This window comes from Enterobacter cloacae complex sp. S3, from assembly GCF_014930495.1.
In the GTDB taxonomy this organism is placed as follows: Bacteria; Pseudomonadota; Gammaproteobacteria; order Enterobacterales; family Enterobacteriaceae; genus Enterobacter; species Enterobacter asburiae_B.
Genome location: NZ_JADBRD010000018.1, coordinates 18,257 through 30,014 on the forward strand (window position 1 = coordinate 18,257; position 11,758 = coordinate 30,014).

Sequence of the window (11,758 nt, forward strand, 5' to 3'; positions counted from 1 at the left end):
GGGCTCGTTTTATCAGTCCAGCATCTTACGAATCACATAATGTAAAATGCCGTCGTTCTGGTAATAGGTCAGCTCGGTTGCCGTATCAATACGGCACCGGCAATCCAGCACCTCGATTTTCCCGTCTGCCCGCGTTAACTTCACCGGCACCGTTTTCCCCGGCTGCAGATTTTGCAGACCGCTAATCTCAATCTGCTCTTCCCCGGTCAGTCCCAGCGTTTTACGCGTCACGCCCTGCGGGAACTCAAGCGGCAGGATCCCCATACCGATCAGATTCGAGCGGTGAATACGTTCGAACGATTCAGCGATGACCACGCGAACGCCAAGCAGACGCGGACCTTTCGCCGCCCAGTCGCGGCTGGAGCCGGAACCGTACTCTTTCCCGGCGATCACCGCCAGCGGCGTACCTTCCTGTTGATATTTGACCGCCGCATCATAGATCGAAACGACTTCCGTCCCCGGCAGATGGCGCGTCATGCCCCCTTCCACGCCCGGGGCCATTTCGTTACGAATGCGGATGTTGGCAAACGTTCCGCGCATCATGACTTCATGATTACCGCGACGCGATCCGTAGGAGTTAAAATCGCGGCGTTCGACGCCCCGGCTTTGCAGATAACGGCCTGCCGGGCTATCGGCTTTGATACTCCCCGCCGGAGAGATATGGTCGGTCGTGACGGAATCTCCCAGCATCGCCAGTATGCGCGCGCCGTGGATATCCTTAAGCGGTGCCGGCTCGGCCAGCATCTCATCAAAGAACGGCGACAGACGAATATAGGTCGAGTCATCCTGCCAGTCGTAGGTATCTGAGCCCACGACGTTGATGGTTTTCCACTCCGGCGTGCCTTCAAAGACCTCCGCATACTCTTTGCGGAACATCTCGGTTGAGACCTTTTCAACGGCCAGCGCGATTTCACGTGAAGATGGCCAGATATCTTTCAGGTATACAGGATCGTTCTTGCGATCGTGACCAATCGGGTCGGTCGCCAAGTTGATATTCATGTTCCCTGCAAGGGCATATGCCACAACCAGCGGCGGTGAGGCGAGCCAGTTGGTTTTCACCAGCGGGTGAATACGCCCTTCAAAGTTTCGGTTACCGGACAGGACCGCGCCTACCGTCAGGTCACCCTGCTTGATCGCCGTTTCAATGGGTTCAGGCAGCGGGCCGGAGTTACCAATACAGGTCGTACAGCCGTAGCCCACGAGGTTGAAGCCCAGTTCGTCAAGGTACGGCGTCAGTTTGGCCTGCGCCAGGTAATCCGATACCACTTTGGAACCCGGTGCCAGCGAGGCCTTGACCCATGGCTGAGGTTTTAGCCCAAGCTCTACCGCCTTTTTCGCCAGCAGACCGGCCGCCATTAATACGCTGGGGTTCGAGGTGTTGGTGCAGGAGGTAATGGCCGCAATAACAACCGCGCCATCCGGGAGCTGATACTGATGTCCGTTCAGAACATAGTCGACCGGACGGTGATCTTTCTGCGCCACGTTCACTTCAAGGGCATTGCTGGCGGCAAAGGCTTTTGGCACGTCACTCAGCGCAACCCGATCCTGCGGACGTTTCGGGCCGGCGAGGCTCGCCTCAACGCTTCCCATATCGAGTTCAAGCGTGCTGGTGAAGACCGGTTCATCGCCCGGGTTTCGCCACATGCCTTGCGCTTTGGTATAGGCCTCCACCAGCGTGACCTGCTCTTCGCTGCGCCCGCTAAGGCGCATGTATTGCAGCGTGACGTCATCGATGGGGAAAAAGCCGCAGGTTGCACCGTATTCCGGCGCCATATTGGCAATGGTGGCGCGGTCGGCCAGCGGCAGCGAATCCAGGCCATCCCCGTAGAATTCTACAAACTTGCCCACCACACCATGCTTACGCAGCATCTGGGTGACGGTGAGCACCAGATCGGTGGCGGTAATGCCTTCAGACAGCTTGCCGGTAAGCTTGAAGCCCACCACGTCAGGGATAAGCATGGACACCGGCTGGCCGAGCATGGCCGCTTCCGCTTCGATACCCCCGACGCCCCAGCCCAGCACGCCCAGACCGTTGATCATGGTGGTATGGGAGTCCGTGCCCACCAGCGTGTCCGGATAGGCGACCCATTCTTTATCCTGCAATTCACTCCAGACGGCTTTACCCAGATATTCAAGGTTAACCTGGTGACAAATACCGGTCCCCGGCGGGACCACGCTAAACCGGCTGAACGCCTGCTGCCCCCACTTCAGGAACACGTAGCGCTCGTGGTTGCGCTCCATCTCCAGACGCACGTTCTCGCCAAAGGCGTCGTCATCCCCAAAGCGGTCAACGGTTACGGAGTGGTCAATGACAAGGTCAACGGGGGAAAGCGGATTCACTTTTGCCGTATCTCCGCCGAGACGCTTAACGGCCTCGCGCATCGCGGCTAAATCAACGACGGCAGGAACACCGGTAAAGTCCTGCATCAGCACCCTGGCCGGGCGGTAGGCGATTTCTCTGTCGGCATGGGCATTTTCCAGCCACCCTGCCAGCGCCTGGATATCATCGAGGGTGACAGAGTCACCGTCCTGCCAGCGCAATAGATTTTCCAGTAAAACTTTCAATGACTTGGGTAAACGCGAAATGTCCCCAAGCGTTCTGGCAGCCAGCGGCAGGCTGTAGTAATGCCAGGTTTTATTTTCTGCCTGTAACGTATCCTTACTGGCTTCGCGTAGGGTTAACGACATAAGCTCCTCCTTAATCACAGAGATGCCCCGACAATCATCAGGGCCGTAATTAAAGATAACACAAAGATGTCGTAACGTTTTGATAACAACCCAAATTGATAAATTTAGGATTGGTCCAGAAAGGGAAAACAAAAAACCCCGCCGTAGCGAGGTTTTACAATTTAGTGGAGGGCCAACCAGATGAGCTGACTCCAGAACAGAATCGACACGGTAAAAACGCCGATCCATGACCAGTATTTGTGAGACGTCATGTTATTCATCATAGGGACACCAGGCATTATTTATTAAAAGTTCCGAGGTAAGTCCTCAGTGCTATATTGCTGATGTGTATTTATTAAAGAGTACGAAAGTGCAGAGTCGATATTCAGACTATTTGCATCATTACGCAATTAACTAAATTATTGTTTTTTGGGTTCGTCTTCTGCGAACACATCAATAAACGCTTGCTGCTGCGGCGTCAGTTTCCAGGACGCGGGTACAACAGTCGCAGGTGCTTTACGCCCTCTGTGGCCGTTGTCACGATGCTGACACATCTGTTTTACCGTTTCTGTACGTACCGTCACTGCCATATTTAACCCCAATATTTCCAGGCCAGGAGAGCAACCACCACCCAAAACAGGGTAGAGACGAGAAAGACCGCCAGCCAGGCTTTACGCTTGAGCGCAGGATCCCTTTGCGGTTCTTCACTTCCTGAAGGCATTGCTAACCTCATACAATCGACATCGCTTATCATTTAGGACCAAACAATTGGTACAATTAATCATCTGTTGAGATAAATCCTAAAGAAACTTTAGCCGAAAAGCCAGTGAATTTACGCACCGGAAGGTATGAAATATTCAATCTTTTGACCAGAAATAAATAATTGAAAAGAAAAATTTGCGAAGGCGTAAATTAGTTTCTACTTTTGTCGCCAATTCACGACATTATAACCATACGGATTAAATGGATAATGACATTATATGACAGGGGATACGCAGATGATGATAATTCTAATTTAGCTTTGAGGCGTTATTTCGGTATCTTTCCCTAAGGGAAAGATACCGGGTGTGATTATTTTTCGGGGAGTTTGATGTCTTTAAACATCTCTTCAATATCTTCATTTGAGCGTAATGCAACGGCGGTATCAACCACGTCACGCGTTAAATGAGGGGCAAAGCGCTGAATAAAATCATACATATAGCTGCGCAGGAAGGTGCTGCGACGGAAGCCAATCTTTGTGGTGCTATGACTGAAAACATCATGCGCATCAAGTCGCACCAGGTCAGGGTCTGATACCGGATCCACCGCCATGCTGGCAATAACGCCCACCCCCAGACCAAGCCGCACATAGGTTTTAATCACGTCGGCATCCGTCGCGGTAAAGACAATGCGCGGCGTTAACCCTGCCCGGTTAAAGGCCGTATCAAGCTCGGACCGTCCGGTAAAGCCAAACGTATACGTTACCAGCGGATATTGCGCCAGCTCTTCGATAGTCACCGACCCTTTGCCCGCCAAGGGGTGATCGGGGGTCACCACGATAGAACGGTTCCAGTGATAGCATGGAAGCATCACCAGATCGTCATACAGGTGAAGCGCTTCGGTGGCGATGGCAAAGTCTGCATTCCCCTTGGAAACGGCTTCAGCAATTTGCGTTGGCGAGCCCTGGTGCATATGCAAAGAGACGCGGGGATAACGCTCGATAAAGCCTTTGATAACGCCGGGAAGCGCATAGCGCGCCTGGGTATGCGTCGTGGCAATATACAGCGAACCTTTATCCGGCCAGGTGTGTTCCCCTGCCACCGACTTAATTGCGTCGACTTTAGAGAGGACTTCCCGCGCAATGCGGATGATTTCCTGCCCCGCAGGCGTCACCTGGGTGAGATGCTTACCGCTGCGGGCAAATATCTGGATACCTAACTCGTCCTCCAGCATACGAACTTGTTTGCTGATGCCCGGTTGCGAGGTATACAACCCCTCGGCGGTAGAAGAGACGTTAAGGTTATGATTCACCACCTCAACGATATAACGAAGCTGCTGTAATTTCATGCCAGACCATCCGATTTAGCGCATGCGGTCAATCGCTTAAGACGATTTAATAATAAGAAACAGGTTAACTATAACCACTATATCATTTATAGCCTGACTGTATAGTACGGAACAAAAAATAATAACAAGGCAATAAAAAAGGGCCGGAAATCCGGCCCTTTTACAGGTAAGTTACGGTAAGGGAAGATTATTTCTTGCCTTCAACCCATTTGCCATCGACAAAGAAGGCTGACCATCCGGTCGCTTTACCCTCTTTCTCGGCCGCAACATACTGCTGCTTAGTTTTACGGCTAAACCGTACCACGGTTTTGTTGCCTTCCGGATCCTGCTGTGGCGCATCGGCCAGATAACGCAGTTTCTCAGGCAGACGATCGCGGAAGCGATGCAACTCTTCCACCAGCGGCGCGCGCGTTTCACGCGATTTCGGGAAGGTGTTGGCGGCCAGGAAGACACCTGCGGCACCATCACGCAGCACGAAGTACGCGTCGGATTTCTCGCACGGCAGTTCTGGCAGCGGAACCGGATCTTCCTTCGGAGGAGCCACTTCCCCGTTACGCAGAATTTTGCGCGTGTTTTTACACTCGTCGTTGGTACAGGCCATGTACTTACCGAAACGCCCCATTTTCAGGTGCATTTCAGAGCCGCACTTCTCGCATTCCACAATCGGGCCGTCATAGCCTTTAATGCGGAACTCGCCCTCTTCGATCTCATACCCGTCACACGTTGGGTTATTACCGCAGACGTGCAGCTTACGTTTTGGATCGATCAGGTAGCTGTCCATTGCCGTGCCGCATTTCTTGCAGCGGCGTTTGGCACGCAGAGCGTTAGTTTCCGCATCGTCACCTTCCAGCACGTTGAGAACTTCGTTCTCAGGCACCAGGTTGATGGTGGTTTTGCAGCGCTCTTTTGGTGACAGCGCATAGCCGGAGCAGCCAAGAAACACGCCCGTGGTTGCGGTGCGGATCCCCATCTTGCGGCCGCAGGTTGGACAGTCGATGCTGGTCAGAACCATCTGGTTAGGCAGCATGCCGCCCTCTTCAGGGTCTTTCTCCGCTTTTTCAAGCTGGTCGGTAAAGTCGCTGAAGAAGCTGTCGAGTACCTTTTTCCATTCCGCCTGATGGCTGGCAACCTGGTCGAGGCTGTCTTCCATTTGCGCGGTGAAATCGTAGTTCATCAACTCACGGAAGTTTGCTTCCAGACGGTCAGTGACGATCTCACCCATTTTTTCCGCATAGAAACGGCGGTTTTCAACGCGTACGTAGCCACGGTCCTGGATCGTCGAGATGATGGACGCGTAGGTCGACGGACGACCAATACCGCGTTTTTCCAGCTCTTTCACCAGGGACGCTTCACTGAAGCGCGCAGGCGGCTTGGTGAAGTGCTGGGCTGGCACGAGGTCAACCAGCGAGAGCTCATCCCCTTTATTTACCGCCGGTAGCGTTCGGTCTTCATCACCTTTACGCAGCGCTGGCATCACCTTCGTCCAGCCGTCGAAACGCAGGATACGACCGCGCGCTTTGAGACGGAACTCACCCGCGCCAACGGTCAGCGTGGTGGAGTCGTACTGCGCTGGCGTCATCTGGCACGCCACGAACTGGCGCCAGATCAGCTGATACAGCTTCTGCGCGTCGGCTTCCATGTCTTTCAGCGATTCCGCTAACACCGAGACGTCAGAAGGACGAATCGCTTCGTGTGCTTCCTGAGAGTTCTCTTTGCTGGCGAACTGGTTAGCGCTTTCAGGCAGGTATTTCTTACCGAAATTGTCACTGATGTAGCCGCGCACCATGCTGACCGCGTCCTGGCTCAGGTTGGTTGAGTCGGTACGCATGTAGGTGATGTAGCCCGCTTCATACAGGCGCTGCGCCATCATCATGGTCTTCTTCACGCCATAACCCAGACGCGTGCTTGCAGCCTGTTGCAGCGTGGAGGTAATAAACGGTGCCCCTGGCTTGCTGCTGGTCGGTTTGTCTTCACGTTCCAGCACCTGATAGCGTGCTTTTTCCAGCAGCGCTACGGCGGCCATAGTCTGGTCGCGGTTTTCTGGACGGAAAGGCTTGTCGTTGTGATGGCTCACCTGCAGCGGCAGAGCGTCACCGCCCGGCGTGGTCACATTGGCATCGACTTCCCAGAACTCTTCCGGCACGAAGGCTTTAATTTCGCGCTCACGCTCAACGACCAGACGCACGGCGACGGATTGCACACGCCCTGCGGACAGGCCACGGGCAATCTTCTTCCACAGCAGTGGAGAGACCATGTAGCCCACAACGCGGTCCATAAAGCGACGAGCCTGCTGTGCGTTTACGCGGTCGATATTCAGTTCGCCCGGCTTCTCAAACGCCTGACGAATCGCATTCTTCGTAATTTCGTTAAACACTACACGGCTGTAGCGTTTGTCATCACCACCGATCACTTCCCGCAGGTGCCACGCAATGGCTTCCCCTTCGCGGTCAAGGTCGGTTGCGAGATAGATGTGGTCTGCTTTTTCAGCAAGCTGCTTCAGCTCGTTAACGACTTTTTCTTTCCCGGGCAGCACTTCATATTGTGCATCCCAGTTATGCCATGGGTTAACACCCATGCGGTTGACAAGCGCGCTACGTTCATCCTTTTTAGGCTTTTTAGCCCCTTTGGTGGAGGTAGAGTCTGCGCTCTTTTTGCTGGCTGAGCCACTGGTCGGCAAATCGCGGATATGACCGACGCTGGACTTAACCACGTAGTCATTACCCAGATACTTATTGATCGTTTTGGCTTTTGCCGGGGACTCAACGATGACGAGAGCTTTACCCATATTCACCTTTACCTAATTTAATTCTTCCAGGAATACGCCGCACGTTGATTTCCCTTCCGCTGACGACGAGCCAATGATATTGCGACTGCGTCAGGAGATATCAACCCCTTTGACTTACCGGACGTTAATGAGAAGACGCCCAGGTGATTGAGTTTTCGGGTATTTTTCTCACATCTCGTGTAATTCGTGACGAATTCCCGGTTGAATGTCAAGCAATTCTGTTGCCAGAATGACGAAAGCGCACACTCTACCTGATAAAATTCGTTACGCAACTTTATTAGCATGCAAAAGCAGATCACGCCAGCCAGGACCCTGCACCTTATCCCCTCACATTACAGGGAAAATTTGCCCCCAAAGCGCCCTCGGCGTAGACTATTGTCACTGTTTAAGGAGTGGATTATGCAGAATACGACCCAACCTATTGACCGAGCCTCTCTGCTTATCGAAGCAAACAAGCTTATCCGTGACCATGAAGATACGCTGGCGGGCATTGAAGCCACCGGCGTAGAGCAGCGTAATGGCGTGCTGATTTTCAGCGGCGAATACTTCCTTGACGAACAGGGTTTACCGACCCCGAAAAGCACCGCCGTTTTTAACATGTTCAAATACCTGGCGCATACGCTTTCAGAGAAATATCACCTGGTCGATTAATGCAAAACGCGAGGCATATGCCTCGCGTTTTTGTTTACAGCAGCGGTTTTTGTCCGCGCTGTAGCCAGCGCAGCAGCAGACGGTCCGCGCTTTCTGCCGCACTGTTGGTAAAGCGGTCAAGGAGTCGCTTACGCTGGGTAAAGCGCACGCCCACCAGTTCCCGGCCTTCCATCAGATTGAGCAGCAGATCGTCGCTGGTTCCGACTTCATCCACCAGCCCTTTCTCCTGCGCCTGGACGCCGTACCAGTGCTCGCCCGTCGCGACCTGTTCAATGTCGAGCGTTGGGCGCATACGGTGTACAAAATCTTTAAAGAGATGATGCGTTTCGTTGAGATCTTCGCGGAATTTTTGACGCCCTTCTTCCGTGTTTTCCCCCAGCAGCGTCAGGGTACGTTTGTATTGACCCGCCGTGTGAAGTTCGATATCAATCTCTTTATTTTTCAGGAAGCGGTTAAAGTTCGGAATTTGCGCGACCACGCCGATCGAGCCAATAATGGAGAACGGCGCGGCAACAATTTTGTCCGCCACGCAGGCCATCATGTAGCCACCGCTCGCGGCCACTTTATCCACGGCAACGGTCAGCGGGATCTGTTTTTCACGCAGGCGCTGCAGCTGTGAGGCGGCCAGTCCGTAACCGTGAACGACCCCGCCCGGGCTTTCAAGACGCACGACAACCTGATCCTGCGGTGTCGCCACGGCCAGAACGGCAGTCACTTCTTCCCGCAGAGAAGACACTTCATGCGCATCCATACTGCCCTTAAAATCGAGCACGTAAACGCGTGGCGCGGCCTTATCCTGCGGTGCATTGAGCTTCGCTTTTGCTTTTGCCGCTTTGGCATCCTGTTTATGCTTTTTCTTCTGCGCTTTCAGCCACAGTTTCTGTTGATGACTATCAAGCAGCGCGAGAGACATCTCTTCCTGCATCTCTTTATACTGCTCGCTCAGGCGGGTGATGCGTAACTCCCCACGCTGACGCTTGCGCTGCGTCAGGTTGGCAATCAGAACGGCTACCACCGCAATGGCAACCACCACCGTTGCGATTTTGGCCAAAAACAACCCATATTGAGAAAGTAATTCCACGCGTTCCACCTTGATTTAACCACGAATCTTTCACGGCAGTGTACAACAGCCCTGCCCATGCGTCTCGCTCGTGACATTACCTCTGCGAGCCGCCTTCAGGAATCCCCGGCGTGTAGTTTAAATATTTGCAAATTGTTAATTTTACAGTAATGCGTCCTGTAGACTGATTGAATTCTCATGCTAATTCGGGCATAAAGCCGAAAAGTCATTATGAAGGTGCCACTGAATCACCGGGCACCTGAGGAGCCACCGTGCATTATCAACCGCAAAAAAATCTGCTGCAGAACCGGATCATTCTTGTCACCGGTGCCAGCGATGGGATTGGCCGCGAGGCAGCCCTGACCTACGCCGAGTACGGCGCGAACGTTATTCTGGTAGGGCGCAACGAAGAAAAATTGAAAAGCGTCGCTCAGGAGATTGAGGCCGCATACGGCACTCCGGTTCCGTGGTATACGCTCGATTTACTGACCTGCACGCCCGCGGTGTGCCAGGAATTAGCCCGACGCATCAGCACCCACTATCCACGGCTCGACGGCGTGCTGCATAACGCCGGTCTGCTTGGAGAGGTGCGGCCTATGGATGAACAGGATCCGGATATCTGGCAGCAGGTGATGCAGGTTAACGTCAACGGCACGTTTTTCCTCACCCAGGCATTGCTTCCTTTATTACTCAAATCCGAGTCAGGCTCCCTGGTCTTTACCTCCTCCAGCGTAGGCCGTGAAGGGCGCGCAAATTGGGGAGCCTATGCCGTTTCAAAATTCGCGACCGAAGGCATGATGCAGGTGCTGGCGGAGGAGTACCAGAGCCGCCATCTGCGCGTAAACTGCATTAACCCGGGCGGTACGCGCACCAAAATGCGCGCCAGCGCGTTCCCGAGCGAAGATCCGCAGAAGCTGAAAACCCCGGCAGACATTATGCCGCTCTATCTCTGGCTGATGGGCGACGACAGCCGCCGCAAAACCGGGATGACCTTTGACGCCCAGCCGGGACGTAAACCAGGAATTTCGCAATGAGTGAAGAACGTCATCAGCAGCGCCAGCAGCGTCTGAAAGAACAGGTCGATGCGCGCGTCGCGGCAGCCCAGGACGAACGTGGGATCGTCATCGTTTTTACCGGCAACGGAAAAGGGAAAACCACCGCCGCATTCGGCACGGCGACACGCGCCGTTGGACACGGGCAAAAAGTGGGCGTGATCCAGTTTATCAAAGGCGAATGGCCCAACGGTGAGCGGAATTTACTTGAGCCTCACGGCGTTGAGTTTCAGGTGATGGCGACCGGGTTTACGTGGGATACTCAGAACCGGGAAACCGACACCGCCGCCTGTCTCGCCGTCTGGGAGCATGCAAAGAGAATGCTGGCCGATCCCTCTCTGAATATGGTTCTGCTGGATGAGATCACCTACATGGTCGCCTACGACTACCTGCCGCTGGAAGCCGTGCTGGATGCTCTGATGAATCGTCCTGTACACCAGACGGTTATCGTTACGGGGCGCGGATGTCATCGGGATATTCTGGAGATGGCCGATACCGTCAGCGAGCTGCGTCCGGTCAAACATGCGTTTGATGCAGGCATCAAAGCGCAAATTGGAATTGATTACTAAAGAAAAAAGCCCGGTTCGTTGACCGGGCTTTTATATTAACCGTTGTTGTTACGGCTGCCGGAGCGGCGGCTGCTGCTCACCTGGCTGTGTCGCTTCACTGCGCGACGGATCTGATTCGCCTTCATGCGTCGACGATCTTTTTCCACCGCCACTTTTGAGGTGGTTTCCGGCGTCAGGCCGACCAGCTCGCGCAGGTAGTTGGTTTGGGTCAGATCCAGTTCGGTATACCCACCGCGCGGCAGACCTTTCGGCAGCAGAATGTCGCCGTAACGGACGCGGATCAGGCGGCTAACCTGCACGCCTACCGCTTCCCAGAGACGACGCACCTCGCGGTTACGGCCTTCGGTCAGGGTCACGTTGTACCACTGGTTAATGCCTTCCCCACCGGTAAATTTGATGGTTTTGAATGCCGCAGGACCGTCTTCCAGCTGAACGCCACGCGACAGATCGCGCAGTTTATTTTCATCAACCTGGCCAAATACGCGCACCGCGTATTCACGTTCCACTTCACGGCTTGGGTGCATCAGACGGTTTGCCAGTTCACCATCAGTGGTAAACAGCAGCAGACCGCAGGTGTTCACGTCCAGACGGCCGACGGCAATCCAGCGAGCGCCACGCAGTTTAGGCAGACGGTCAAACACCGTCGGACGACCTTCCGGGTCGTTGCGGGTGCACAGCTCGCCTTCCGGCTTGTAGTAAGCCAGCACGCGGCAGATCTGTTCCGCGGACTCTTTAACGGAGATAAGATGACCGTCGATGCGGATCTTCAGCCCCGGTACGATTTCTACGCGGTCACCCAGCGTGGCGATTTTACCGTCCACACTCACGCGGCCCGCTTCAATAATGGCTTCGATTTCACGGCGTGAACCGTGGCCGGCACGCGCCAGCACTTTCTGTAACTTCTCGCTCATTGAGCTTCCTCAGGTGT

General features: G+C 54.1%; 11 protein-coding genes. 3 read left to right on the forward strand and 8 right to left on the reverse strand.

Going from position 1 to position 11,758, the window contains the following annotated elements:
* Window positions 1-12: 12 nt before the first annotated feature.
* The 6 genes from acnA to topA all read right to left on the reverse strand — a co-directional run bounded on the left by acnA (window position 13) and on the right by topA (window position 7,498).
* Window positions 13-2,688, reverse strand: coding sequence for an aconitate hydratase AcnA (gene acnA / locus IM317_RS10250; RefSeq protein WP_033145740.1), 2,676 nt, complete (start codon window positions 2,686-2,688; stop codon window positions 13-15).
* Window positions 2,689-2,849: 161 nt separating this feature from the next.
* Window positions 2,850-2,948, reverse strand: coding sequence for a small membrane protein YmiC (gene ymiC, locus IM317_RS23930; protein WP_032623144.1), 99 nt, complete (start codon window positions 2,946-2,948; stop codon window positions 2,850-2,852).
* Window positions 2,949-3,086: 138 nt separating this feature from the next.
* Window positions 3,087-3,257 carry a hypothetical protein gene (locus tag IM317_RS10255; protein WP_032656727.1) on the reverse strand — a complete coding sequence of 57 codons (171 nt, stop codon included), beginning with the start codon at window positions 3,255-3,257 and terminating at the stop codon, window positions 3,087-3,089.
* Between the two features lie 2 nt (window positions 3,258-3,259).
* On the reverse strand, window positions 3,260-3,400 hold the full coding sequence (locus tag IM317_RS10260; RefSeq protein WP_213327741.1) for a YmiA family putative membrane protein: 141 nt from the start codon (window positions 3,398-3,400) through the stop codon (window positions 3,260-3,262).
* Between the two features lie 338 nt (window positions 3,401-3,738).
* A complete protein-coding gene (gene cysB, locus IM317_RS10265; RefSeq protein WP_008502814.1) occupies window positions 3,739-4,713 on the reverse strand; it encodes an HTH-type transcriptional regulator CysB in 975 nt (324 codons plus the stop codon).
* A gap of 187 nt (window positions 4,714-4,900) precedes the next feature.
* Window positions 4,901-7,498 (reverse strand): type I DNA topoisomerase, encoded by a 2,598-nt coding sequence (gene topA, locus IM317_RS10270; RefSeq protein ID WP_033145741.1) that lies wholly within the window; start codon window positions 7,496-7,498, stop codon window positions 4,901-4,903.
* A 399-nt stretch (window positions 7,499-7,897) separates the two neighbouring features.
* Here topA and IM317_RS10275 point away from each other — a divergent pair, with 399 nt between their 5' ends.
* Window positions 7,898-8,149 carry a YciN family protein gene (locus IM317_RS10275; RefSeq protein ID WP_023312072.1) on the forward strand — a complete coding sequence of 84 codons (252 nt, stop codon included), beginning with the start codon at window positions 7,898-7,900 and terminating at the stop codon, window positions 8,147-8,149.
* 34 nt (window positions 8,150-8,183) lie between these two features.
* On the opposite strand, the gene sohB is transcribed toward IM317_RS10275, so the two are convergent.
* Window positions 8,184-9,230, reverse strand: a complete 1,047-nt coding sequence (gene sohB / locus IM317_RS10280; RefSeq protein WP_033145742.1) for a protease SohB — start codon at window positions 9,228-9,230, stop codon at window positions 8,184-8,186.
* A 251-nt stretch (window positions 9,231-9,481) separates the two neighbouring features.
* Here sohB and IM317_RS10285 point away from each other — a divergent pair, with 251 nt between their 5' ends.
* Together IM317_RS10285 and cobO are read left to right on the forward strand one after the other, a co-directional pair.
* Window positions 9,482-10,243: a YciK family oxidoreductase gene (locus IM317_RS10285; RefSeq protein ID WP_033145743.1), complete on the forward strand. Its 762-nt coding sequence runs from the start codon at window positions 9,482-9,484 to the stop codon at window positions 10,241-10,243.
* On the forward strand, window positions 10,240-10,830 hold the full coding sequence (gene cobO, locus IM317_RS10290) for a cob(I)yrinic acid a,c-diamide adenosyltransferase (protein ID WP_033145744.1): 591 nt from the start codon (window positions 10,240-10,242) through the stop codon (window positions 10,828-10,830). The genes IM317_RS10285 and cobO overlap by 4 nt, the downstream gene beginning before the upstream one ends.
* 35 nt (window positions 10,831-10,865) lie before the next feature.
* Here cobO and rluB read toward each other — a convergent pair whose 3' ends face one another.
* Window positions 10,866-11,741, reverse strand: a complete 876-nt coding sequence (gene rluB / locus IM317_RS10295) for a 23S rRNA pseudouridine(2605) synthase RluB (protein ID WP_023312076.1) — start codon at window positions 11,739-11,741, stop codon at window positions 10,866-10,868.
* Window positions 11,742-11,758 lie beyond the last annotated feature (17 nt).